Origin of the sequence: Hymenobacter duratus (genome assembly GCF_014698995.1) — a bacterium.
GTDB lineage: Bacteria > Bacteroidota > Bacteroidia > Cytophagales > Hymenobacteraceae > Hymenobacter > Hymenobacter duratus.
The window spans coordinates 1,026,088-1,051,519 of sequence record NZ_JACWZZ010000002.1 but is presented as its reverse complement, the minus strand read 5'-3'; the positions used below and the strand labels follow the sequence as shown (position 1 = coordinate 1,051,519).

General features: G+C 60.7%; 17 protein-coding genes. 5 read left to right on the top strand and 12 right to left on the bottom strand.

Going from position 1 to position 25,432, the window contains the following annotated elements:
- Nucleotides 1–99 precede the first annotated feature (99 nt).
- Nucleotides 100–1,023, bottom strand: coding sequence for an AraC family transcriptional regulator (locus IC231_RS12420; RefSeq protein ID WP_190784802.1), 924 nt, complete (start codon nucleotides 1,021–1,023; stop codon nucleotides 100–102).
- A gap of 250 nt (nucleotides 1,024–1,273) precedes the next feature.
- Here IC231_RS12420 and IC231_RS12415 point away from each other — a divergent pair, with 250 nt between their 5' ends.
- Both IC231_RS12415 and IC231_RS12410 read left to right on the top strand, forming a co-directional pair.
- Nucleotides 1,274–2,803: an aldehyde dehydrogenase family protein gene (locus IC231_RS12415; protein WP_190784801.1), complete on the top strand. Its 1,530-nt coding sequence runs from the start codon at nucleotides 1,274–1,276 to the stop codon at nucleotides 2,801–2,803.
- A 149-nt stretch (nucleotides 2,804–2,952) separates the two neighbouring features.
- The gene (locus IC231_RS12410) at nucleotides 2,953–3,357 is read left to right on the top strand and encodes a DUF779 domain-containing protein (RefSeq protein WP_190784800.1); all 405 of its coding nucleotides are present in this window, start codon (nucleotides 2,953–2,955) and stop codon (nucleotides 3,355–3,357) included.
- A 184-nt stretch (nucleotides 3,358–3,541) separates the two neighbouring features.
- On the opposite strand, the gene IC231_RS12405 is transcribed toward IC231_RS12410, so the two are convergent.
- The 3 genes from IC231_RS12405 to IC231_RS12395 form a co-directional block, all read right to left on the bottom strand.
- The gene (locus IC231_RS12405) at nucleotides 3,542–5,590 is read right to left on the bottom strand and encodes a S9 family peptidase (protein WP_190784799.1); all 2,049 of its coding nucleotides are present in this window, start codon (nucleotides 5,588–5,590) and stop codon (nucleotides 3,542–3,544) included.
- Nucleotides 5,591–5,763: 173 nt separating this feature from the next.
- Nucleotides 5,764–6,228, bottom strand: a complete 465-nt coding sequence (locus tag IC231_RS12400; protein ID WP_190784798.1) for a YybH family protein — start codon at nucleotides 6,226–6,228, stop codon at nucleotides 5,764–5,766.
- 124 nt (nucleotides 6,229–6,352) lie between these two features.
- Nucleotides 6,353–6,880, bottom strand: coding sequence for a glycine zipper 2TM domain-containing protein (locus tag IC231_RS12395; RefSeq protein WP_185887509.1), 528 nt, complete (start codon nucleotides 6,878–6,880; stop codon nucleotides 6,353–6,355).
- Nucleotides 6,881–7,076: 196 nt separating this feature from the next.
- Between IC231_RS12395 and IC231_RS12390 the strand changes: the two genes are divergently transcribed.
- Nucleotides 7,077–7,382 (top strand): hypothetical protein, encoded by a 306-nt coding sequence (locus tag IC231_RS12390; RefSeq protein WP_190784797.1) that lies wholly within the window; start codon nucleotides 7,077–7,079, stop codon nucleotides 7,380–7,382.
- On the opposite strand, the gene IC231_RS12385 is transcribed toward IC231_RS12390, so the two are convergent.
- The 7 genes from IC231_RS12385 to IC231_RS12355 all read right to left on the bottom strand — a co-directional run bounded on the left by IC231_RS12385 (nucleotide 7,379) and on the right by IC231_RS12355 (nucleotide 23,666).
- Nucleotides 7,379–8,296, bottom strand: coding sequence for an alpha/beta hydrolase (locus IC231_RS12385; RefSeq protein ID WP_190784796.1), 918 nt, complete (start codon nucleotides 8,294–8,296; stop codon nucleotides 7,379–7,381). The genes IC231_RS12390 and IC231_RS12385 overlap by 4 nt on opposite strands.
- A 194-nt stretch (nucleotides 8,297–8,490) precedes the next feature.
- Nucleotides 8,491–11,715, bottom strand: coding sequence for an efflux RND transporter permease subunit (locus tag IC231_RS12380; RefSeq protein ID WP_190784795.1), 3,225 nt, complete (start codon nucleotides 11,713–11,715; stop codon nucleotides 8,491–8,493).
- A gap of 135 nt (nucleotides 11,716–11,850) precedes the next feature.
- The gene (locus IC231_RS12375; RefSeq protein WP_190784794.1) at nucleotides 11,851–13,008 is read right to left on the bottom strand and encodes an efflux RND transporter periplasmic adaptor subunit; all 1,158 of its coding nucleotides are present in this window, start codon (nucleotides 13,006–13,008) and stop codon (nucleotides 11,851–11,853) included.
- Between the two features lie 241 nt (nucleotides 13,009–13,249).
- A complete protein-coding gene (locus tag IC231_RS12370) occupies nucleotides 13,250–14,608 on the bottom strand; it encodes a TolC family protein (protein ID WP_190784793.1) in 1,359 nt (452 codons plus the stop codon).
- A gap of 331 nt (nucleotides 14,609–14,939) precedes the next feature.
- Nucleotides 14,940–17,327: a penicillin-binding protein 1C gene (gene pbpC, locus IC231_RS12365; protein WP_190784792.1), complete on the bottom strand. Its 2,388-nt coding sequence runs from the start codon at nucleotides 17,325–17,327 to the stop codon at nucleotides 14,940–14,942.
- A 136-nt stretch (nucleotides 17,328–17,463) separates the two neighbouring features.
- Nucleotides 17,464–18,012, bottom strand: coding sequence for a transposase (locus IC231_RS12360; RefSeq protein WP_190784791.1), 549 nt, complete (start codon nucleotides 18,010–18,012; stop codon nucleotides 17,464–17,466).
- 128 nt (nucleotides 18,013–18,140) lie between these two features.
- Entirely contained in the window at nucleotides 18,141–23,666 is a 5,526-nt protein-coding gene (locus tag IC231_RS12355; protein ID WP_190784790.1) for an alpha-2-macroglobulin family protein, read from the bottom strand.
- Nucleotides 23,667–23,775: 109 nt separating this feature from the next.
- On the opposite strand from IC231_RS12355, the gene IC231_RS12350 reads away from it, so the two are divergent.
- Nucleotides 23,776–24,210 carry a hypothetical protein gene (locus tag IC231_RS12350; protein WP_190784789.1) on the top strand — a complete coding sequence of 145 codons (435 nt, stop codon included), beginning with the start codon at nucleotides 23,776–23,778 and terminating at the stop codon, nucleotides 24,208–24,210.
- A 51-nt stretch (nucleotides 24,211–24,261) separates the two neighbouring features.
- On the opposite strand, the gene IC231_RS12345 is transcribed toward IC231_RS12350, so the two are convergent.
- On the bottom strand, nucleotides 24,262–24,426 hold the full coding sequence (locus IC231_RS12345; RefSeq protein WP_190784788.1) for a hypothetical protein: 165 nt from the start codon (nucleotides 24,424–24,426) through the stop codon (nucleotides 24,262–24,264).
- On the opposite strand from IC231_RS12345, the gene IC231_RS12340 reads away from it, so the two are divergent.
- Entirely contained in the window at nucleotides 24,425–25,333 is a 909-nt protein-coding gene (locus IC231_RS12340; protein ID WP_190784787.1) for a LysR substrate-binding domain-containing protein, read from the top strand. The genes IC231_RS12345 and IC231_RS12340 overlap by 2 nt on opposite strands.
- Nucleotides 25,334–25,432 lie beyond the last annotated feature (99 nt).

Genomic DNA, 25,432 nt, shown 5'->3' with positions numbered 1-25,432 from the left:
CTCTCATGAAGCGTAATTTGCCGCAGGGTTACTGTTGCGGCAGGTGTGGCTTCAGGAAACCGGTCCGGAACCCGTAAGGTTGCGAATAGGGGGGCTGCCTTACCCTACACACTGGCGCTTGTATACGCCCGGGGTCACGCCTTCATACTGCTTGAATAGCTTCTGAAAATACGCTGTGTTGTTGAACCCCGCCCGAAAACAGACATCTGCCACGGTCGTCAGTGGGTTGCGTAGTAGGCGTTTGGCTTCTGCTATGCGCTCCTGAATAACAAACTCCACCGGCGTGAGGCCCAGCTCGCGTTTGAATACGCGGAAGAACGTGGCTTTGCTCATACAGGCCAGTTCCGACAGCTTTTCGACCGTAATCTGCTCCGTAAGATGCTGTTTGATGTACTGCACCACCGCCGCGAAACGGTGTGAGGTGGCGTGCTGCCGGTAGTTGTGGAACAGCAGTTGCCGCGCCTGGGTCTGCATCAGGCGCACCAGCATTTCCTGAATCGTGAAGTTGGCTAGTACATCTTTCACCCGGCCAGTGTCGCGAGAAAGCTGCACGAGGCGCTCCAGGGTGCCAGTCAGCTCAGGCGTGTTCTGGAAATGGGCGTGCTCGGTAGTGTTTAGTTGCCAGGGCAGGTGCGTTTCGGCGCGGGGCTGTTCCTCGTTGAGCAGGTCCACGGTCTGGCGGATGGTTTCGATGGGAATAGCTACGGCCAAGCACTGCGTGGGGCGCTGCTCATCGGCTTCTGGGAAATCAATGACCATCGTCTCATTCTCGCCCACAATCACCGACTCGCCGGGCAGATACTCGAAGGCTGGCCGGCCCGCCAAGTGCATCACCTTTTTGCCCTGCAGCATCGTTGTGAGTACCACATGGCCCATACTCAGCGGTACCTGATGCGCGGTGCGGTGCGTTTCAAACACGTTCAGCTCGAAGGCTTCTAGCGAGTACACCGTCCGGTTTTCTACCAGCGTAGTAAGCTGCTCAGGCTGGCGCAGGGCAATAGGAGCGGGCAGGTGGTGCGGCATAATTCGGCAGAGTAACGTGAGGCAACAGACAGAGAAACAGCTAAAGCTAATCACAGTTCAAGGACAAAACAATGCCGCAACAGGCCGCCTTATATCAAGAACCACTACGAGCTGCCAGGAGTTGCAGGCTGCGTGAGTGAGTACTTACAAGTTTGCGACAATAGGCGGGTTTTCTGCGAGGATACTGCAGTGCTTCCGTCCAAAAGTAGGACTAGCTTGGGCTATCAAATAACTCCTCAACATCTCGCCCATGGAAACCTTAGAAAGAACCTCCACTCTCGTCGAGCGTCCCAAGTTCAAGTCTCACTACGACAATTTTATCGGCGGCAAATGGGTGGCGCCGGTAAACGGGCAGTATTTCGAGAATCCCTCACCCATTGATGGAAAAGCCTTCTGTAAGGTAGCCCGCAGCACTAAGGAAGATATTGAGCTGGCCCTCGACGCCGCGCACGAGGCGTTTAAGTCGTGGAGCAAGGCCTCTGCTACTACGCGTAGCAACGTGCTGCTCAAGATTGCCGACATCATGGAGGCCAATCTGGCCCACTTGGCTGCCGTGGAAACCGTAGAAAACGGCAAAGCCATCCGCGAAACGATGGCCGCCGACCTGCCGCTGTGCATCGACCACTTCCGCTACTTTGCCGGTGTCATCCGGGCTGAGGAAGGTTCCGCGACGGAGCTCAACGAAACCACCTTGTCGCTCGTGATTCAGGAGCCGCTGGGCGTGGTAGGCCAGATTATTCCCTGGAACTTCCCGCTGCTGATGGCCACCTGGAAGCTAGCGCCCGCCATTGCGGCCGGCTGCTGCGTGGTGATGAAGCCCGCCGAGCAGACGCCTGCCAGCATCATGGTGCTTATGGAATTGATCCAGGACGTAGTGCCCGCCGGCGTGATTAACGTGGTGAATGGCTTCGGGCTGGAAGCCGGCAAGCCGCTGGCCTCCAACAAGCGCGTGCAGAAGGTGTCCTTCACCGGTGAAACCACTACGGGCCGCCTCATTCTGCAGTACGCCGCCGAAAACATCATCCCCGTGACCATGGAGCTGGGCGGCAAGTCGCCGAACATCTTCTGCAAGTCGGTGATGGACGCCGACGACGATTTCCTGGATAAGTGCCTGGAAGGCGCGGCCATGTTTGCCCTCAACCAGGGTGAAATCTGCACCTGCCCCTCACGTCTGCTCATCCACGAGGACATCTACGACGAATTTATGCCGCGTTTGATTGAGCGTGTAAAAGCCATCAAGCTGGGCCACCCGCTCGACCCCGAAACCATGATGGGCGCGCAGGCCAGCAACGACCAGTACGAGAAAATCCTGAGCTATCTGGAAATCGGGAAGGCGGAAGGGGCCGAGGTGCTGACCGGCGGCGAAGCCCACCGCGACCATGCCCACGACGACCTGCACGACGGCTACTACATCCAGCCGACCATCTTCCGCGGCCACAACAAAATGCGGATTTTCCAGGAGGAAATCTTCGGCCCGGTGCTGTCCGTGACGACGTTCAAAGACAACGACGAAGCCATTGAGCTGGCCAACGACACGCTCTACGGCCTCGGGGCCGGCCTCTGGAGCCGCGACGCGCACGAGCTGTACCAGATGCCCCGCGCCATTCAGGCCGGCCGCGTGTGGGTGAACTGCTACCACGACTACCCCGCCGGCGCCCCGTTCGGCGGCTACAAAGCCTCCGGTTTCGGCCGCGAAAACCACAAGATGATGCTGAGCCACTACCGGCAGACCAAGAACATGCTGATTTCTTACAGCCAGCAGAAACTTGGCTTCTTCTAGTAGCGCCGGTTAAATCTGCGTAAAACAGAACGTCATGCTGAGCGCAGTCGAAGCATCTCTACCGCAGCAGTAATTGAATACTTGCGCGGTAGAGATGCTTCGACTGCGCTCAGCATGACGTTCTACATTTCTTTAAACGTGTTCTTTCTATGTCAACTCCCACGCCCCGCGTCCTCGTCACGCCAGCCGCCGAGGCTACTATTGATCTGCTTCGCGACCAGAACGGCCCGCTGATGTTTCACCAGAGTGGCGGCTGCTGCGACGGTTCGTCGCCGATGTGCTTTGCCAAGGGCGAGTTCCGCATCGGCGGCAACGACGTGTGGCTGGGCCAGATCCACGGCTGCGACTTCTTCATGAGCACCAGCCAGTTTGAATACTGGCAGCACACACAGCTCACCATCGACGTAACGAAGGGCCGCGGGGCCAGCTTCTCGCTGGAAATTCCGCTGGGCGTCCGGTTCCTGATTCGCTCCCGGCTGTTCACCGAAGAGGAGTCGAAGAATATGGCGCCAGTGCTACAAGGTGAAGAATACCTGGAAAGCCAGCAGGCGTAGCAACCTAGAACGTCATGCTGAGCGCAGCCGAAGCATCTCTACCGCTTCGTTGCAGTACCAATTGATTAGCCAGCGGTAGAGATGCTTCGGCTGCGCTCAGCATGACCGTTTCTCTCTCCACTACCAAGCGCACAAAAAAAGGCTCCTACCATTATGGCAGGAGCCTTTTCTATGATATTTCAGTCTACTTCACAGCTGCCTTGCTGGCCAGCGTTACCGTTTTCGGGTCCACGGTAATTTCCTGGAGACGCTTGGCTACGGCTGGGGGCATGCTTTCCTGGTAGCGGCCTTTCAGGTGCTCGGCCAGGAATTTTTCGGCGGCGGCCAGCATGGCCAGGTTATTCACGGGGCGGGCAAAGCCGTGGCCTTCATCGGGGGCGCAGATGTACTGCACGGGATAGTTCCGGTCGCGCAGGGCCACCACAATCTGGTCGGCCTCGGCCTTGTTCACGCGCGGGTCGTTGGCGCCCTGCACCACCATGAGTGGCGTCTTGATTTTATCGGCTGAGGTCAGCGGCGACATGCGGGCCAGCTCGGCGCGTCCGGCCTCGGTGCCGGGGTCGGCCATGCGGGCGTACATCTGCTTGCGGCCGGCTTCCCAATACGGCGGAATGGCGCCCAGTAGCGTGCTCAGGTTGGAAGGCGCTACAATAGCTACGCCGGCCGCATACAGATCAGGCGTGAACGTGACACCGGCCAGCGTGGCATAGCCGCCGTACGAGCCGCCCATGATACCCACGCGCTTGGGGTCGGCAATGCCTTGGCTGGTCAGGTACTTCACGCCCCAGGTCAGGTCGTCCTGCATTTTGCGGCCCCACTCGCCGTTGCCGGCTTCCAGAAACTTCTTGCCGAAACCTGTGCTGGCCCGGAAGTTCGGCGAAAGCACGGCGTAGCCGCGGTTGGCCAGAAACTGATGCATGGCGTTGAAACCGTACACGTCGCGGGCCCAGGGGCCACCGTGGGGCAGGATGATGACGGGCAGATTCTTGGCCGCCACACCCTTAGGCAACGTCAGGTAAGCCGGAATTTCCAGCCCGTCCGACGACTTGTAGCGCACCACTTTCATGTCGGCCAAGTCGGCGGCTTTGAGCTGCGGGCGGGTTTCGTACTGCTTGGTGAGCTGCTTGGTTTGGCGGTCGTAGAGGTAGGTGACGGCGGGCTGGGTAGCCGAGCTGGCCGAGAGCAGCCACAGCCGCTCGTCGGTGGTGTTGGAGGCGGGGCGCACATCGAGGCCCGGCAGCTGGGCGCTGGCTTTCTGGAAATCGGCCTCAAACGCCTTGTCTTTCCACACGCGGCGCATCCGGTCGTCCTCGAAGCTCACGAATACCGGCTCGTGGGTTTTCTCCGACAGCACCAGCCCGCCTACGTCCACGCGTTTCTGCGGGTCGGCCTGGTATACTTCCTCTTTGCCAGTAGCGGGGTCCAGCAGCACAATTTCGGCCAGGTTGCGGCCCTGGCCCTGGTTGGTGACGACGTACACGCGGCGGTTGTCCTTCGTGAAGCCTGCCACGCTGCTTTGTTCGTCGATGGAGGTTTTGTAGAACGGCGTCATCTTCTCGCCCTCCACGCGCAGCCACTCCGTGCTGCCGTCGGGGTTAGAGCGGGAAGCCAGGCGTAGCTGGTCGTTCCAGTCGAACACCCAGGCGCCGAGGCGGTCGGTGTTCTGGCGCACCAGCGTTTTCTCGCCGGTGGTCAGGTTGAGCTTGTAGAGGTCGTGCCAGGCTTTGTCCCGGTCGTTGAGGCCGATATAGAGCGTGTTGGGGTCGGAGAGGGGCGCGCTGATGATCTGCACCCGCACGCCTTTCAGGCCGGTCAGGTCGCGGGCCGCGGGCACGGGCTGGCCGGCAACAGGCGCCTCGGCCGGGTTCACGGCGTAGATGTTGAAGTTCTCGTCGCCGCCTTTGTCCTGGCTGTAGAGCAGGTATTTGCCGTCGCGGCTCCAGAAATAGCCACGCACCGGCCGGGCCTGGTCGTTGGTCATCACCCGGGCCTTGTCGAAAGGCTCGTTCAGGGCCTTCACCCAAAGGTTGCGGGTGCCGTTGTAAGGCTTAATGAACGACAGGAACTTGCCGTCGGGCGAGAGCTGGGCACCAGAAATTTCGGGGTCGCCAAACAGCAGGTCCCGGTCAATCAGGGCTGGTTGGGCGCTGGCCTTGGCAGCCTGCGCCATAACGGGGGCAGGAGCCAAAGCCAGCGCCAGCAGCAAGCCTGCGCTTAGAAGTAGTTGTTTCATGTCCAGAGTGAAAGGAGGGAAGTACAATGTGGGGCAAACATAAGATTAATGTAATGTTAATTATATAAAACATTGATTTTTATGGGCGTGAAAGTTGTTGCTCTTGGCGGCTTCAAACGCAAAAGCCCGCTATGCATGTAAGCATAGCGGGCTCTGAAGAGAATCAGCGCAGGCTAGTTGGCCACTTTCACGGGCAGGCCTTCGAGCTGCACGTAGCTGAGCTTCCAAGCATTCTTGGCGTTCTTTTTCCAGAGCAGGATGAAGTTTCCTTCACCTTCACCGCGGGGCTGGCCGGGCGTTTCGGGCAGCACTTCCGTCGAGAACGTACCAGCCTCGTAGGCCATTGTAGCGTCGGAGCCGGTAGAAGTAGTGTACAGCTTCAGGTCAGAGATGGTGCCCATGGTGGCGCGCACCCACTTGTCGGCTACTTCCGACTTACCATTGAAGCGGGTAGAACCCTGCGCATACTGCACGTCGTCGGCCAGCAACGAGTCAATCTGCAGCGTGTTTTTGGCGTTCCAGGCACCGATAAACTGCTGATTGAGTGTTTGCACATTCACGGCAGCGGTTTCGGGCGCCGATTTAGAGCAGGAGGCCAGCAGAGCGCCTCCAAGCAGGAGACCAAAGAAGGGTTTCATGAGAACAGGTTTTGGTAAGAGAAAGGGAAAGAGCAGAACGGAAATAAAGCGGAAAGTGCCTGGCGAAGTAACAGAAAACCCAGGTACAAAGACCTGGGTTTTCGTTAACTCAACGGCTTGGTGACTACCAGCTCTTACGACGCACTTCCGAAGAAGGATAAGCGGCGTTACGGTCGCCATACGACTCGTTAGGCAGGTAGCCGGTGCTCATAGCAAAGGCCGAAGGGCCCGAGGCAGCAGGAGCAAGGCTATTCATCATGGTAGGAGCAGCAGCAGTGGCGGCGGCAGTGGCAGCCATAGCGTTGCTGTTGTTGGCTTTCGCAGTAGCGTTGCCTTTCGCAATACCGGCACGGTAGGCAGCCACCCGGTTGGCTTCGGCGCGGCGGGCAGCAGCTACACGAGCCGCTTCGGCCCGGCGCTTATTGTCGGCGTTGCGGCCAATGGTATACCCAATGGCACCACCAGCGGCACCGCCTACTGCGCCGCCCACTACACGGTTCTTTTTGTTGATAAGGGCACCGGCAGCGGCACCGCCCAGGCCACCGATAACCGCTCCTTTGGCACTGGAGCTAATCTTGCGGTCTTGGGCAAAGCTGCTGGCGATGGTAGCGAAAAACATCACAAATGCGAGGAGCAAACTGGCCTTTTTCATGACTAAGTTCTTTTAGGTTTCAGTGGGCTTGATGCCCGGGTTCGGGTAGGCTTTTACAAGCACCATGCCAATACGGCTCGGCTACAAGTTAGGTTTAACTCAACAGTGAGCTGGTTCGGGCCTAGCTGAGAGAATACCTATCAGCCGATAATGGCCTTTGGTTTACATAGAACGGCTTTTCTGCGTAGTGTGCTGTATGGAGAAACAACTGCTGCTTCGGGTTTCGGAAAGTATTGGGCTGACAGGCTTAGGGGTGCTGTTACTAGCCGAATCAAGGTCCGAAAAGCTGGAAAGCATGCCGCTTTACACTGCGCTGCCCATTCTGTTGCGCTACCCCGATGGGGTTGAATCTTCAGTAGTGGCCAGTGTGGAAGAAATTTCTCGTCCGGGTACTCCTGAAATTCGGGCTTTGCTGCTCACGCAGGCAGGCACGGCTACCGTGCCCGTCGGGACCGAAGTATGGTGGGAGGGCGAAATAACGGAGTGGGATATGCTGATTTAGCGCAGCCAGCCGTTGGCATCCAGCCAGTTCTGCAGCCGGTCGGTCCAGTTGTCCTTGGTGGTTTTGTTGTTCATGCCGAAGCCATGGCCTCCCAATGGATACAGGTGCATTTCTGCGGGCACCTTGTGGTGCAGGCAGGCTTCATAAAAGCGCAGGCTGTTCTGCACCGGTACCGTTTTGTCGTCGGCGGCGTGCACCAGGAAAGCAGGGGGCGTCTGGGTGGTCACCTGCAGGTCATTGGAATACAGTCGAATCTGGTCGGGTGAAGGTTTGGCGCCCAGCAGGTTGGTGCGGGAGCCGGCATGCATGAGGCTGTCAGAAAGGCTGATAACCGGGTACAGCAGCACCAGGAAACCGGGCCGTACCGAGGTAGTAGTGGCATCATCGGCGGCGGGTTTGCTGAAGTGCGTGCCGGCCGTGGAAGCCAGGTGCCCGCCCGCTGAAAAACCCATCAGCCCGACCCGGGCTGGGTTTACGCCATACTCCGCGGCCCGCTGCCGCACCAGCCGAATGGCCTGCTGCGCGTCCTGGAGCGGGGCAATGGTTTTGTCGGGCTGGGTCTGGTCGTTGGGCAGGCGGTATTTCAGCACGAAGGCCGTAACGCCCATTTCAGTGAGCCGCTTGGCTACATCGGAACCCTCATTGTCCATGGAAAGCCGCGCATAGCCACCTCCTGGGCAGATAATGATAGCCGTGCCGGTGGTTTTGTCTTTGGCCGGCCGAAACACCTGCAGCGTCGGCTGCACCACGTTAGACACCCGGATACCCCCATTCTCCAGCGTAATGCTCTTCTCCTGCATATCGGTAGCAATGGAGTTGGGAATGGTGCCGCTGTAGAGCGAAATCGTGCTCTGAGCGAAAACAGAGGGCAGGGCGGCAAGCATCAGCAACAGGATGAAACAGGTATTTTTCATGTGAAAAGAACATGGTGTGGCAGAAGCTGAAACGCATTCAGCCGGCTTGCTTCCCGGCTGCAGGGTAAGGTCCAGGAAAATTCGCTAGCAAGCAACGCAAGCAGGCCCTGGCATTCCTACTGAGTGAGTAGCAAATCGAAAAAGTCCCGCCAGCTAGCAGCCGGCGGGACTTTTGTAGTGCGTGCACTCCGTGGCTAGTGGGCCGGCAGTAGTTTCGGGTCCTCCGGATCCGACCGGTTGTTTTCGGGGCCACCGTGTTCTTCGTCGGGCTTGTAGTTGGCTTCCAGCTCGGCCAGCTTCTCCTTGCCGTAGGCGAAGCGGGTGATGAGCACGTAGAGCACCGGCACAATGAAGATAGCCAGCAGCGTGGCGGAAAGCATACCACCCAATACCGTCCAGCCGATGGTTTGGCGGCTCTGGGCGCCAGCTCCGGAGGCAAACACCAGTGGCAGCACGCCCAGAATAAACGCCAGGGAAGTCATGACGATGGGGCGCAGGCGCAGGCGCACAGCTTCCAGCGTGGCGTCTACCAGCGGCATGCCCTTATCCACCCGTTCCTTGGCAAACTCAATAATCAGAATGGCGTTTTTGGCCGACAAGCCAATCAGTGTAATCAAGCCAATCTGAGCATACACGTTGTTGGTGAGCTTGGGAAGAAATATAAGAGCCAGAATAGCCCCGAACGCACCCAGCGGCACGGCCAGGAGCACCGAAAACGGCACCGACCAGCTTTCGTACAGCGCGGCCAAAAACAGGAATACGAACGTGAGCGACAACGCGAAGATGTACACGGTCTGGCCACCGGCCAGCTGCTCTTCGCGGCTCAGGCCCGAAAACTCAAACCCGTATCCGGCCGGCAACGACTGCGCCGCTGTTTCCTTGAGGGCATTGATGGCGTCGCCGGAACTGTAGCCGGGTGCCGCGTTGCCGTTGATTTCGGCGGAGCGGAACAGGTTGTAGTGTGAGATGAGCGGCGCCGACTCAGTGCGCTTGTAGCTGGTGAGCGTGCTCAGGGGTACCATGCCGCCGGCACTGTTGCGCACGTAGTACTGGCCCAGGTTGCTGATGTCGCCGCGGTACATGCTGTCGGCTTGGGTCACGACGCGGAAGTTGCGGCCATATACTGTGAAGTCGTTGACGTAGGCACTGCCCAGGTAGGTGCGTAGTGCCGTGCCGATATCCGCAATGGATACGCCCAGTTTCTTGGCCTTTTCCCGGTCAATAGTGAGTTGGTAGCCAGGCGTGTTGGCCGTGAAAAACGAGAAGGCGCCCGTAATTTCGGGCCGCTTACGCAGCGCACCCAGGAAATTCTGGAGCTGCGCGTCGAAGTTACGGATGTCGCCGCCCGCTTCGCGTTCCTGGAAGATGAACGAGAAACCGCCGCTATTGCCCAGGCCCGGAATGGCTGGGGGCGAAATGACCACAATATTCGCTTCCCTCAGTCGGCTTAGGCGCTGCTGTACGGTCGTAATCAGGCCTTGTAGTTGCAGTTCCTTGTCTTTACGGTCTTCCCACGGCTCCAACTGGCAGAAGACGGTGCCACTGTTCGACTTGGATGAGAAGTTCACCACGTTCAGGCCGCCCAAACCGGCGTAGTGCTTGATGCCTTTAATCTGGCTGAGTTCTTTCATCACCTCCTTGAGTGTGCTGACGGTGCGCTCAGTAGAGGAGGCTTCGGGCAAGGTAAACGTCACAAACAAACGCCCTTCGTCTTCGGTCGGGATGAAGCCGCCCGGCTTCTTGGCAAACAGCAGGCCCGTACCGGCTACAATACACACCAGAATCACGACCACAAAGCGAGAGTGCTTGATGCCCCGCTGCACACCGGCGCCATACTTACCGGTCACCTTATCAAACCACGTGTTGAACTTGTAGAAGAACTTGTCGAGACCCTTCGAATTCTCGTCGCGCTTGTGGGGTTTGAGCAGCAGCACGCACAAAGCCGGCGTGAGCGAGAGGGCCACGAAGGCCGAGATAATCACCGAAATGGCAATGGTAATGGCGAACTGCTGATACAGGCGCCCCGTGATGCCCGGGATGAAGCCCACCGGCACAAACACGGCTGCCAGAATCAACGCAATAGCAATAACCGGGGCCGAAATTTCGCGCATGGCGGTCAGCGTGGCGTCCAGCGGGTTCATGCCCCGCTCGTTCATGTTGTGCTCCACGGCTTCCACCACCACAATGGCGTCGTCCACCACAATCCCAATGGCCAGCACGAAGCCAAACATAGTGAGCGTGTTGATGGTGAAACCCAGCGGAATAAACATAATGAACGTGCCGATGATGGACACCGGAATAGCCAGCACCGGAATGAGGGTGGAGCGCCAGCTTTGCAGGAACAGAAACACCACGATAATTACCAGCAGCAGGGCCTCCACCAGCGTGTGCAGCACTTCCTCAATGGACACTTTCACGACCGTTGCCGATTCAAACGGCACTACATAATCGAGGTCGGCCGGGAACTGCTTTTTGAGCTGCTCCATGGTGGCATTCACGTTTTCGTAGGTTTCCAGCGCGTTGGCGCCGGGCGCCTGGTACACCAGCAGGTAAGCGGCGCGCTTGCCATCCACGAAGGAGTTGTTGGCATAGTTGAACTTGCCCAGCTCCAGCCGCGCCACATCTTTTAGATACACCACTGTGCCATCTTCAGGCCGGGTTTTCACGATGACATTGCCGAACTCCTCGGTGTTTGTCAGGCGGCCTTTCACGAACACAATGTACTCGAACGTCTGGCCGGTTTGGGCGGGAGGCGCACCAATGGAGCCCGCCGCAATTTGGGCGTTCTGCTCCTGAATGGCTGCCGTTACGTCCTGGGCCGTCACGCCGAGCTGGCTGAGCTTATCGGGCTTGAGCCACACGCGCATCGAGAAATCGTCGGCGCGGCTCACAATGTCGCCCACGCCCTTGGTGCGCAGCAGCGCGTCCTTCACGAACACGTTGGCGTAGTTGTCGAGGAAGGTAGTATTGTGGGAGCCTTTGGGGGCGTACATGGCTACCAGCATCAGAATGCTGGGGTTCCGCTTGCGCACAATCAGGCCCAGGCGCTGCACTTCCTGTGGTAGCGTAGGCTGGGCAATGCTCACGCGGTTCTGCACGTCGAGGGCGGCGATGTTGATGTCGGTGCCCACCTCGAAGTTCACCGTCATGCTCATCTGCCCGTTGCTGGTGCTGTTGCTTTGCAGGTAGGTCATGCCGGGGGTGCCGTTCACCTGCACCTCCACGGGCGTGGCTACGGTCTGCTCCACAGTCTGGGCATCGGCGCCGGTGTAGGTGCCGCTCACCGATACGGTGGGAGGCGTAATCTCCGGATACTGCCCCACAGGCAGGTTCAGGATGGCCAGCACCCCCACCAGCACAATCACCAGGGAGGTGACAATGGCCGTAACGGGGCGCCGAATAAAGGTTTCTGCAATCATAGCGGTGAATCTTTGGGCGGTGTAGAGACGCGTATTCGCGTCTCCTCGTCGAACGGCCGGCTGCGGGACCGTTCAACGGCATGGTTCAGCGGTGCAGAGACGCATATTCGCCTCTCTACACCGCTGGGATGTCTATTATTTGGCGGCTCCGGCAGCCGGTGCGCCTGTTTGGGCCTGGGCGGGCGTGCCTACCTGAATCTGGCCGCCGTCGCGCAGGCGGTTTAGTCCTTCGGTGACTACTTTGTCGCCGTCCTTGATGCCTTCCATTATCACGATTTGGTCGCGGAGGCGGGGGCCGAGCTGTACTTTGCGCTGGTAGGCCTTGCTGCTGTCGCCGGCGATGAACACGAAGTTCTCACCCATCTGCTCTACCACGGCCTTAAACGGCACCACCAACCGGCGGCCCGACTGCCGGTTGAGCACGTTGAGCACGGTGCTCATGCCGTCCTTCAGTTCGCGCTTCGGGTTCGGAAACTGCACCCGAATCTGCACAGTGGCCGTCTGCTGGTTTACACCCCGGTCGATGGCGAGCATCTTGCCGGGCTGGGCGTAGCGCGTGCCATCAGGCAGCACGAGACGGAACGTGGAGTCCTGACGGCCGCCACCCTGGCGCTGCAAATCGGCGAAGCGACTCAGGTCGGTGTCCGGAATCACGAAGTCCACGCCCATCGGGTCCTCGGCGCTGATGGTGTTGAGCAGCGTGGTGCCGGGGCTCACCTGCGCCCCCAGCCGCACCTGCGAAATGCCGATGCGGCCCGTAAACGGCGCGTTAATCACCGAATAGTCGAGGTCGGTGCGGGCCAGGGCCACGTTGGCCTGGGCCTCGGCCACCTGGGCCTGGGCGGTGGAATAGCTGGTGGCGGCGTTGTCGACGATCTGCTTGGCAATGGCGTCCTGCTGGGCCAGCCGCTGGTAGCGGTTCAGGTTCACCTGGGCGTTCTGCACCACGGCCTGGGCGCTGCGGAGGCCGGCCAGGGCCTGCTGGTAGGCAGCCTGGTACTTGCGGCGGTCAATCTCATAGAGCGGCTTGCCCTTCTGCACCAGGTCGCCATCCTTGAAGTAGATCTGGGTGATGAAGCCGGCCACCTGGCTGCGCAGCTCCACGTTGTTGAGGGCTACCACGGTGGCCGGGTACTCGTCGTAGTACACGGCGTCGGTGGTGCGGGCAGCAACCAGCGTCACGGGAGTAGCCGGCGGCGGCCCGGCGGCTTTTTCGTCTTCTTTCTGGCCGCAGCCGGCCAACGCCAGCAGGCTGGCGGCAAAGGCGAGGGGGCGGAGGAGGGTATGGTTCATATCGGAAAGCAGGAGCGGCAGAAGGAGGATGTATGTCCGGCGGCGGGCGGCGCGGGTGCCCGGGGTTGAAACCCTGGGCTATGAAGGGGTAGCTGGGGCGATGTAGAGACGCGACACTTCGCGTCTCGTCGTTGCTGAGGTTGGGCAACCGGCGTGGTTCCTGCCGTTCAACGACGAGACGCAAAGTGTTGCGTCTCTACATCGTTCAACCGGCATGGTTCCGGTCGTTTAACGGCAAGGTTTAATACTCCGTCGGCAGCTCGCCGAGGGCGCGGAGCAGGTCTACTTTGCTACTCAGGAGCTGGAAAAGGGCGGTGTAGTAGTTGAGCTGGGAGGTGCGCAGGGTGGTCTGGGCCACAATCAGGTCGATGTAGGCGCGGATGCCTTCCCGGTATTGCAGGTTGATGACGTTGTACACTTCCTTGGAGGCTTCCAGGTTGCGCTTGCCCAGCAGGTACTGCGTGTAGTAGCCCTTATAGTTGGCCAGCGCGGTGGCGTACTCGGTGTTGATCTGGTTGCGGGTGTTGCTCACGTCCTCCTCCAGGCGGGTGTTGAGCAGGCGGGCGCGGCGCACGTTCTGGAGCCGCCGAAAGCCGGTGAAAATGGGCAGCCCCAGCTGCAAACCGGCGTAGGAGTTCGGGAAGCGGGTGCGGTACAGCTCACTGGCCGAGTTGTTCTGGAACACCGAGTTGTAGTTGGCAAACGCCGACAACGACGGCAGAAACCCGAAGCGGTAGTAGTCCACCGTCAGGTCCTGCAAGGACCGTTGCGTCTGGAGCTGCTGAATTTCGATGCGGTTGTTGATGTTCAGCACGGCGGCCGTGTCCATGGTGGCATCCAGCTCCAGCTTCAGCGTGTCGTATTGCAGCGCCAGGGGCCGTTCGGGGGGCAGGCCCATCAGTTGCTTGAGGTAAGCCAGCCGCGCCTTAATGGCTTCCTGCGACTGTTTGCGGCCGGCCAGGGAGTTGTTGAGGGAAATTTCGGCCTGGAGGTACTCCGTCTTATCGGCAATGCCGGTGTCGTAGCGGGCCCGGGCGTCGCGGTAGTTGCGCTGGAGGCGGGCAATGTCCTGGCTGAATACCTCCAGCTGGCGCTGGGCCAGCAGCACGTCGTAGAAGCCCTTGCTCACGTCGGAAACCGTGGTAATCTTCACGTTCACCGTGTTCTGGGTGGCGGCCTGGTTGTTGAACCGCTTGCTGCGGGCGGCCAGCAGCACGTCGTTGTTGTAGATGGCCTGCGTCCCGCTCAAACCCACGGTGGTCACGTTGCGCACCCCAATCTGGCGGGGTGTGAGCGTGCCGGTGGCCGGGTCGGGGAAGATGGTGAAGGGCAGCTGGAAGTAGTGCTGCGCCGTGCCCTGCAAGCCCACCTGCGGCAGCCAGCCGGCCAGCGCAATCTGGTTTTCGGCGCGGGTAATTTCCTGATCAACGCGGGCCTGCCGCAGCAATGGCTGATTGGCCAGGGCCACATTCAGGCATTGGTCGAGGGTAAGTTCCTGGTTAGGCGGTATGGATGGCGCGGCCGTCTGGGCTACACCTGCGCTGGGAGCAAGCCACAGAAAGCCTAGCAGAAGCCTGAGCGTCTGGTGTACGTAGTTCATAAAAAAGAAAAAACAGTTACTCCGATACGTAACTGAGCGGTTCAGGGCTGGGCGACCCAATAGAAGCGGATAGAGCGGATGCCTCGATGGACACACAAGGCCGGTAGGGGCTGCATGTCAAACGGGACCCGAAACCAGGCGGTGAGTAGGGAAATACCGACCTGTGTTTCGGTGTGGAGCGGGGTGCAAGTTGGTTAAACCCGCCCGGTGCCGGAATGTTATGGTGCGCGTAAATAAGGTCAGGTACTTATTTTATTGAGTAGCCTAGCCCTGTTGCCACTGAGAAATTCATGCGGTAGCAGGGCTTCTTTATGGCTGCAGTATATGTTGCCTAATTCAGCTCCGTCACCGTCACCAGCACATCGGTGTTACGGCCGTGGTCATCGGCGCAGGAGATTTTGAGCGGCCCGGCCGGCGGGCGGAAAAATACCCGCTCGGTAGCAGCGGCGGCTCGCAGAAACTGGTCATTCACGTACCAATACACCTGGCGTACTTCGCTGTCGGTGGTGCAGCTGAGCAGGAGCTGCTGCTGCTCGCGGGCGTTGAGGACGTACTCGGTGTTGGCGGTGGGTGAGGTGATGGTGGGGGCCAGCTCCCGGCCGCCGCGCACCAGCTGGCACTGCGGGTTGTGGGGCGGCAGGCGGCGGTACGGAATGCCCTGCGCCTCCTTATACGCCGCCACTTCCGGCAGCAGATTCGGGTACAGCTCCCGCCGGTATCCGGCCGCCGGCGCGCAGGCCCGGCAGTACGTGAAGCTCCCATCAGCCGAAAGCAATACTTCGCGCTGGTGCTGGCAGCGCTGCCCGCTGCTCACGTTGGGCAAGAAATAGTCGATGAGTTGGTTGGGGCAGGTTTCGCCGGGCACGAGGCCACTTTCGGCGCACACTAGCCGGAAGTCCAGCGCGGCCGGAGGCACAAACCAATCGTTGGGCGAGTTGTAGGCCAGCGTATTGAACAGGTCGAAGAGCAGAGGCGTTGCTACGTCGGCCCCAGTCAGAGCCGGGCTGCCCTGGCCGCTGAAGTTGCCCAGCCACACGCCGATGGTGTACTGCCGGTTGTAGCCGATGCTCCAGGCGTCGCGGCGGCCGTAGCTGGTGCCGGTTTTCCAGGCCACTTTGGGCAGCCGCATGCTGCTGGCGGCGCCCAGCGGCAAATCGGGCCGGGTGAGCTGACTTAGGATGTCGGTGGTGAGAAAGGCGGTGGATTCGGAGATGAGCGCCTCATCCCCCGGCCCCCTCTCCAGAAGAGAAGGGGAGCCTGACGATTTAGAACCGCGCCGCCGTGGCCCCCCCTCTCCCGGAAGGGAGGGGGCCGGGGGGTGGGGTGCCCGGTAACGCAGCGGCGCGTACCGGCCGCCGTTGGCCAGCGTCACATAAAGCCCTGTCAACTCCTCCAACGAAGCCCCGCAGCCACCCAAAATGCTGCTCAGGCCCAGTTGAGTGCGGTTGCGCGTGACGCTGCGGAAGCCGGCTTGGCGAAGCTTGTCGGTGAAGGCAGGTACGCCGAGCTGGTTGAGTACGCGCACGGCCGGAATGTTGAGCGAGTAGGCCAGGGCGCGTTCCAGCGTTACCTCGCCGTTGCAGTGCTTGTCGAAGTTCTCGGGGCGGTAGCCCTGGAAGTTGGTGGGCACGTCGGGCAGCAGCAGCTTAGGCGTGACGAGGCCCCGGTCCATAGCCAGCGCGTAGAGAAACGGCTTGAGCGTGCTGCCTGGCGAGCGGACCGCCACCACGCCGTCGTTCTGGCCCTGGCTGGCGAAGTCGCGGAAATCGGCCGAGCCCACGTAGGCTTCCGCCTGCCGGGTGCGGTTGTTCACCACCAACACGGCGGCCTGCGAAATGCCCAGCTCGCGCAGGCGGCGCACGTAGTTGCGGGTGAGGTCCTCGGCTTTGCTTTGCTTGGCGCGCTGCAAACTGCTGCGGATGATGGCCGAGTGCGGAAACTGCCGCACCAGCCGCCGCGCCAGGTGCGGAGCCAGCGTAGGCGCGGCGTGGCGCTGCACGTCGAGCGGCTCCAATAGTGCATCTGCCACGTCCTGCGCCGGGAACAGCCCCGCCGCCCCGAAGCGCCGCAGCCACCGGTTTCGCTCCCGGAGCACGGCCGCGTTGTTCTTGCCCAGTACCAGCCCCCGCGGCCGGTTCGGGATGATGGCCAGCGTTACCGTCTGGGCCAAAGAGAGGTAGTCGGGCGGTTGCTGGAAGTAGAGCAGCGCGGCCGATTTCACGCCTTCCACGTTGCCGCCGTAGGGCACTAGGTTCAGGTAGAGCTGCAGAATCTCGTCCTTGCTGTAGTAGGCCTCCAGCTGCACGGCCCGGGCCATTTCCAGCAGCTTGTTGGGCAGCGTGCGCTCCTTGGGTTCCAGCAGCCGGGCCACCTGCATGGTGATGGTGCTGGCCCCAGTGGTGCGCCCCGTGCCCAGCAGGTTACGCCCGGCGGCCTGCACCAGGGCCACGGGGTTAACCCCGAAATGCCACCGAAACCACCGGTCCTCCTTCTCGATGATGGCGGCCCGCAGCACCGGCGTAATCTCGCGCAGCTCCGTCTTCATCCGCCACTTTTGGGTGGGGTTGAGGTAGGCGTGCAGCACCGAGCCGTCGGCGGCCAGTACCAGGGGCGAGTACTGCGGCGCGGGCGGCACCGGAAACATCCAGTCCAGCCCCAGCAAGAGCAGCAGCAACAGGCCAAGGCCCGCCAGCAAGCGGTAAAGGGGGCGGCGTTTCATGGGATGTAGAGACGCAATATTTTGCGTCTCGTCGTTGCTGATGTTATTATATGTAGCTGCGGTTTTCTATTTCCGGCGTTCGGGCAATTCTGAATCGTTCAATGACGAGACGCAAAATATTGCGTCTCTACCTCGTTCAACGGAACAAGCCGTCTGCTTTATCATGGTCAGCCGACCATTGGGAGGGATTATTGCGAATGTATTCCCGCGCCTTCTGTAGCTCAGCTTCGTTGCGTACCACCCGGTCAAAATACCCCTGCTGCCACGTGAATTCCACGCCGGTGCGCTTTGCCCAGGCCTTCACGCCCACTTTGAAGCCGCGCACGACAGCCGCCAAATTCTGGCTTTGTGGGCCGAACGTGGCAGCGGCTTCCGTATTCGTATCCGGTTTGTGGAAGAAGATGATGCCGTGTACATGGTCAGGCATCACTACAAAAGCGTCCGGTACTGCAAAAGCAAAGTGGTCCGGTATTTCCTGCCAGCACGCTAAGGCACGTTCGGCAAGAGGTGTGGGAACCAGCACCGCTGCTTCACCGACGGCTTGTCCGGCCCGTATCTCCCCAAAATACCGGCGTCGGTTCTGCGTGCAGATAGTGATGAAATACGCACCGTTCTGGCTGTAGTGGTATCCTTGCCAGCGGGTTGAAGCAATGCGGTATTTGTCCTGATACAGCCCGGTATCCATTGGTGAGGTGTAGTTCTAAGCAACTGAAATGGTGTAGAGACGCAATATTTTGCGTCTCGTCGTTGAACGATGCGGAGCCGCATTATAGAAATAACATCAGCAACGACGAGACGCAAAATATTGCGTCTCTACCGCACACGCACCACGCCGCTGCCGGAGTAGCTGTGGTACTCGGCGTTGTACATGGCGTCGGCGCTGACGGGGCCTAGCTTGAAGGTACCTTTGCTCACGGCGCGGCAGAGGTAGTAGAACGACTTGGGCGTGGGGGTGACGGTAGTGAAGAAGTTGATTCGGTCGTCGCGCACGTCGAGGTAGTCGGGTTGGGCGGCGTCGGTGGCCCAGGTGATGTCGCGCACGGCGCCGATGCGCGGGTTTTCGATTTCCAGGCCGGCGGGGAGCAGGTCGGTAATGGCCACGTTCTTGACTTCACCGGCCGACTCAGCTGATTGAATGGTGATTTTCACGACCACCAAATCATTCTGGCGGAAGCTGGTGCTGCCCACAGGCGCGCCGGTGCGGTCCAGAAACTGGCGGCGCACCTGCAGGTATGCATCTTCCTCGCGCACCTGGCCGGTGGGCGAGATGCCCTCGGTTTCCCAGAAGTAGTAGAGGCTGCCTTTGCCGCTGGTGCGCAGGGCCAGCTGGCGGTTGGCCACGTTGCTTACTGTGAGGTCTTTGCCTGAGAAGTTACCGATGGCCTTGCCATCGGCCAGCAGACTGGCCGTGACGGTGCTGCCGGCGTTTTTGCGGGCCAGCTTGCCCAGCGCCAGTAGCGCGAAGGCGCGTTCCTGGGTGCTAAGCCAGCCGGCCTGCTTCACCTGGCGGCTGAGCTGGCGGGCCAGCACGTTCACCTGGGCGTTGGCGGGGTCGGCGGCGAGCAGGGCGTTGAGCACCAGGGCCTCGTCGCGGATGGGGGAGGAGAAGGCGTCGCCGAGCTGGCGGCCGGCAATGGACTGCACCCCGAAGCGGGTGGGCAGGGCCTCCCGGTAGCTGCGCTGGTTGCCGCTCAGGGCGAAGGCCGCCGCCAGCAGGTAGCGGGAGTCTTCGGGCAGCAGCTTGCGGTTGGCTTTGTAGTAGTTCAGGCCCACGGCATCGGGCCGGCCGGCCAGGGCCAGCACGTAGAGCGAGTAGGCAATTTCCTTCTTGGCCAGGGTCACGGGCTGAATCACGCCGCCGGTCTGGATGATGTTGTAGGTGTCGGTTTCGCGCTTGCGGACGCGGGCCTGCAGGTAGCGCAGCACCCGGTCGAGCACGTTCTTGTTCACATCGAAGCCGGCTTGTTGGGCTTCGAGCAGGAAGTGGGCGGCGTAGGCGGTAGCCCACCAGTTGTCGTAGTCGCCGCCGGGCCAGTAGCTGAGGCTGCCGTTGTACATCTGCTGGGCTTCCACCTTGCGGATGGCTTCCTGCACGTGGTAATTCGGGTTGAACAGGCCGGCTTTGCCCGTCTTGCCAGTTTTCTGACCTAGAGAAGCGGCCAAATCACCGTAGTACAGCTGCGGGAAGGCGGCCGACACGGTTTGCTCCAGGCAGCCGTAGGGGTATTGCAGCAGGTAGCGCAGGTCCTTGGCAAACTCCGTCATGGGCGAGCGGCTCACTACCAGCTGGCTTCGCAGGGAGGAAGGCAGGAAGTCGGTGCGCAGGTTCAGCTGCTGGGCCGCGCCACCCGCTACCACGCCCGCCCCCGTGCGCTTCTGCAGCGGCGAAGCGGGGCGAATGGGTAGCTCGATGGTTTCGGTGAAGATTTCCTTACTACCTGTTGTAGAGAAGATGATTTCCACCTTCGCGTTACCAATCTTGGGTTTTGCGCACAGGTAGAATACAACACGTTTTTCGCTGCCTGGCTGTAACAAGGCACTATAGGAATCGGAATAGTCGAAGTTTTTCTGACCAACTTGAACTACGCTCAAGGGCTCCTCCCGTGGATTCACCTTGATGATTACTGTCCCCTTAATAGCTGCTCCCGTTGTATTTGTCAGCGTTACGGGCACGTCAATCGTGTCGCCGGGGCTGAGGAAGCGGGGCAACGCAGTCGAAATAACTACCGGGTCGGCCACTTTCATGGTGTGCTCGGCTGAGCCGAAGGCGTCGCTTTTGTAGGCCACGGCCATGATGCGGATGGCGCCGCTGAACTGCGGGATTTGCAGCTTGTAGCGCACCTTGCCGCTGGCGTCGGCGGTGAGCACGCCGCTCCATTTGGCCAGGAGGCGCACGCGGCGGTTGGGCACGGGCGTGGTGCGGCGCGAGAGGTCGTAGCCGTCGCCGCCGGTGCTGCTGGTGCCCAGCTCGGGCAGCAGGAAGGGGTACACGTCGTAGGCCTGCACTTCCAGGGCGCGCTTCTGGTAGAAGTAGCCGTAAGGGTCGGGCGTGCGATAGTCCTTCATCTGCAGAATGCCCTCGTCCACCATAGCCAGCGTCACCTGCGCGCCGGGGGCGGTGGTTACTTCAATGGTCTGGGCGGTCTGGGAGCGGCTTTGGGCGGGCGCTTTGATGGCGACTTGCAGGCGGGCGCCGGGCTTCTCCACCGTCAGCGGCACGAAGCCCCGGGCCACGGTGAGTGGCAGGCGGTTGTCCTTGATTTCGCGGATGGCGGTGGCCGTCACGTAGATGTTGGGCACGTGGTTGCCGCGGATGGGCACGTCCACCTTGGCCGATTTCTCGTCGGTGTTCACGTAGAAGTGGTCGAGCACCCGGTCCCGCTCCACGGTCACGAGCACGCGGCCAGGGAAGGGCGTTTTCAGCAGCAGGTGGGCCACGTCGCCGGGCTCGTAGGTGGGCTTGTCGGCCTCAATGGTCACCTCGCCCTCGTTGTTCACCTCGAAGGAATTGCTCTGGGTGTCGCCGTAGCCGTAGGCGTACAAGCGCCGGGCCACGTAGGTCACGGCCCCGGTGCCCGACACCCGGATTTCGTACTCGCCGGAGTAGGTGGGCGTGAAGTTCAGGCCGGCATCCTGGCCCGCGCCTTTCACCGACACCACGCGGTTGAGCACCACTTCCTCGCGCTTCTGCGAGTTGTACACGTAGCGGCCGCCCTGGCGCTCAATGACCGTCTCCCAGAGCAGGCGCACCACCTGCACCCGGGCCTGGGCCGTGGTGGGCTGGCCGGCCGGCGTGAGGGCCGCCAGCTGCACGGCCAGCGGCTGGCCGGTGCTCACCAGATCATCGGCGCTCCGGATGCCGAACAGCACCGGCTGGGTTTGCACCTCGAAGGTGGCCAGGCGGTTTACCGGGCGGCCGGTTTCGTCAAACACCGTGGTGAAGGCCGCGCCTTCCAGGGTGCCGATGTCGGTGTAATCGGGGACTTCGTAAGTGGCGGTGCCGCGGCCGGCGGCGTCGGTGGTGCCTTCGCGGGTGGTTTTCTCGAACCGGTCGGAAATGGGTGTCGATTCCAGGTCGCCGTAGCTGCCGCGCCGCTTGTCGCCGCTGTTGATGGCGAAGGTGAACTGCTCGAAGCCTTTGGGGTTGAATGCTTTTTCCTTTAAGGAAAACTCCACTTCAAACTTACGGTCAGCAGCGGGCGGGCCAAACAGGTTCTGGGCCGTAATCAGGGCCGAAACCGACTGGCTGGGCTTCACCACGGCGCGGTCGGCCTTCACCGTCACCTTCATACGGTCCGGAATAAACTCCTCCACCGAGAGCTGGCGCGAAGTCAGCAGCACGTCGTTGCCGGTGAGGACTTCCAAGGTGTAGAGGCCGGTCATCACGGCCGGGGGCAGAATGAAGCGCGCTTCGAAGGAGCCGGCCGCGTTCAGCTGCTTCTGCAGGCTGGCGTACTCCTTGCCGGTGGGCAGCAGCAGCCGGATTTTCACCGGCAGGCCCTTGGGCGGGGCTTGCCAAGCGTCGGTGCGCAGTACGGTGTTGGTCTGGATGGTGTCGCCGGGGCGGTACAGGTCCCGGTCGCCGTAGAGGAAGGCCTGGTAGCGGGCGGCGTTGGTTTGCAGACCGCCCACCTCGAAGCGGGAGGTTTCCACGCGGCTGCGGCTCAGGTCGAGGAAGGTGAAGTCGTTGCCCTGCTGGGCCATCACCATGCCCAGCTTGAAGCGGCCGTTGGCGGCCGTACTATCGAAGCGGGCCACGCCATCACCGTTGGAAATGCCGGTGCCCATCACCTGGTTGTTGGTGCTGATGTAGCGCAGTTCCACGCCGGAAAGCGGCTTTGCGTTGCGGATGGAGTTGGCAAACACCAGCGTGCTGCCGGCCTTGCCCTGCTTCACAATCAGCCCGATATCCGACACGGCCACCAGCTTGCTCACCTGCAGCCACTGCCGCTCGGTGTCCTGCACCTTGATGATGTAGAGTCCTTTGAGGCCACCCGAAAACTCCAGGTCTTTGAGGTTCAAATTTAGGAGCCGCAGCCCCTGCGCCTTGGGTAGCCCCGACACGGTGTAGGTGCGCTCCGTCAGCACGTTGCCCAGGTTTTCCACGTCGTAGTACTGGAAGGAGTGGTCCACGTACTCGCCCCCGTCGCCTTCTTCCTCATTGCTTTCCTCGCCGTCGTACTCGGGGTAGCCGTACTGGGTGCCGCCGCGCAGCAGCTGCTGAATGTTGTTGGCGTACACTTTGGCAATGGTCACCTTCACCTGGCTCACCTCGTTGATGCGCACGCCCAGGTTGCGCGAGCCCAGCGCATCAAGATACATGGCCTTGTCGGCGCTGGCGAAGCTGATGGTGGGTCGCTCGTCGGAGAAGCTCACGGTCTGGGTCACGCCCTCCCCGAGCATCCCGCCCAGCGCCCCGCGCAGGCCCTGGTTCACGCCAATCTGGTAGCTGCGGCCCACCTCGAAGCCGCCTTTCAGCCGCACGCCGTTTTCCACTTCCTCCACTTCGTAGGCCACCTGCGGCGACACGGTGAGGTATCTCTGCAAATCGGTGGCCGTGACGGGCTGGTTGGTGGTGATGAGCACCATCGGGTCGGCGTTTTTCAGCGAGCCTTCGATGGTGGTTACCTGCAGGGCCTCGGGGTCGGGCACCGTTACCTGGGTTTCGTAGTCGGTGGTGCTGGGCTGGTCGCTGCCCACGGCGTGCAGGCCCTGGGCCAGCGCCACCGTGAGCGGCGTGCCGGGGCGCACCTGCTGGTTGAGGCGCACGCGCACCACCTCGCCGGGCTCGCCGCTGACCTCGAAGGCTACGGGCTGGCCGTCCTGGGTCACGCGCAGCAGCGGCTTCACGTCGGCAGGCTTCACGGCGTAGTTGAAGGGCAGCTCCACGCGCATCTCGGCAGTGCCGGCGGCCCGACTGGAGCGGCCCCAGAACGCCTGCGGCTCCTGCATCTCCAGGTAGGGCGTGTGGAATTTCTGACGGTTCTCGGGCAGCTCGGCGTTGCGCTTGGCTTCGGGCAGCGCCTCCTTGCGCAGCGTGGCCTTAAAGGCGGTGCTGGGCTTAAATGGCGTGCTGGGCGAGAAAATCAGCTCCCGGTCCGACGTCCACTTGAACTTGCCGCGCACGGCCGGCTCGAAGCTCACCACCTGCACCGTATCCCAGCGGTCCTGCAGCTCGGGCGTCACCACGGCATCGGCAAACTGGAATACGAGGTTCTGGTACGGGTCAATTTCCTCGCCGTTGGGGTCCTGGCCGGCATCGGAACCGGACTTGGAGCAGGCGCACAGCACCGCCAGCAACACCAGCAGCGGCAGGCGGGAAAAGGAGCGAAACAGCATGGAAAGGGAGGAGTTAGGGAAGACGCCGGAAGGTATAGAAAAACAGGATTCAATAGCAGAATATGATTGTCGCTACTTTACCTTACCCCTAAATAAATTCTGTTGAGTTATGCCAGTTTTATTGCCTTTAGATGCTTCGGACCAAGACATAATAGAAGCAGTGCACACTTGGGTGAAATTGTTAGAAAAGGAATACTATGAGGAAGCATTTCAGTTTACGTATCAAGACCCCTATTATGAGTGGACACCTGATCTAATGAGAGAGGTGATTTATGGGTATGGATTTCCTGAGTCTGATGCTGAGATAGAAGTTTACAAGGTCACTTCAATGCAAGATGCTTCTACAGACGATGTAGCATCTCCTTACGCGGAAGTAAGCTATCATATGCCCCGAAAGCATAGAATTGAAAACGTCCTAACGGTTGCAGAGGTATGGTTCAGTCTTCCTCTGAACGGGAAATGGAGTGACGTAACTGCTACGTTTAATGTGTTGTATATGCCCTCTGCTGTGTCTTTGGAGTTACAGGAGATTCATGTATTCTAGTTTTTCATTAATTGAGGCGGGTTTAGCACAGCGTAACTCGTTCCATCTAAGTTAACTGTACACACCCTCAAACACCTCCGCCCACTCAATGCCAAACTCCGGCATCTTGTGCACTGGAATGAGGCCGGGCGTGTAGAAGTCGACGCGGGGCAGGACGTTCGACTTCTGCGCGTTACGTCGCCCAAAACCCAGCCGGGCGCGTACCTTCGCCGCCATGCTTTCCCACGCCCACGAAGTCTTTCTCGAAGTTGCCCGGCAACTGAGCTTCACCAAAGCGGGGCAGACGCTGTTTCTGAGCCAGTCGGCGGTGAGCAAGCGAGTGCGGGCGCTGGAGGAGCACTACAAAACGGGCCTGTTTGAGCGGCTCGGCAACGCGGTGCAGCTCACGGCGGCCGGCGAGCTGCTGTACCGCAAGCTGCTGCTGGCCCGGCAGCTGCAGCACGAGCTGGAGCAGGAGTTTACCGAGCTCAGTCCCGAATTTCAGCCGCGCCAGCAGATGGTGATTGGGGCCAGCACCACCATTTCGCTGTACGTTATTCCGCCAGTGCTCTCGGCTTACCTGGCGCGGTTTCCGCACACGCAGCTCACACTCAAAAACCGCAATTCTGAGAACATCCTCAAGGCGCTGCTGGACCACGAAATCGACCTGGGCATCATCGAGGGTATCCACAAAGTCAGCAACGTGACGTATACCCCGCTGCTCACCGATGAAGTGGTAGCAGTGTGCTCGGCCCGCAACCCGCTGAACCGCCGCGAGCTGGGAGCCCAGGATTTGCGCCGCACGCCCGTCGCCCTGCGCGAAACCGGCTCCGGCACGCTGGCCGTGCTGGAAGAAGCCCTGCTGACCCACGGCATCCGCCTCACCGACTTGCCGGTGAAAGTGCGCCTGGGCGGTACCGAGGCCCTCAAGAACTTTGTGCGGGTGGATACCTGCCTAGCGTTTCTACCCCGGCAGTCGGTGATGAAGGAGCTGGCCGCCGGCGAGCTGGTGGAAGTGCCCGTGCGCGACCTGAACCTGGTGCGCCACTTCGATTTCGTGCAGCGCAAAGGCACCGAAAATAACCTGCCCTACAAAACCTTCGTGCAGTTCGCCAGACGGTATTATGGAAGCAGGCAGCGGTAACAGGGGCAGCACAAGCAGAACGTCATTCCGAGCCTGCGAGGAATCTCGCGGGCTGACGTTTGATGGAGGTAGAGACGGGAAATATTGCGTCTCGTCTTT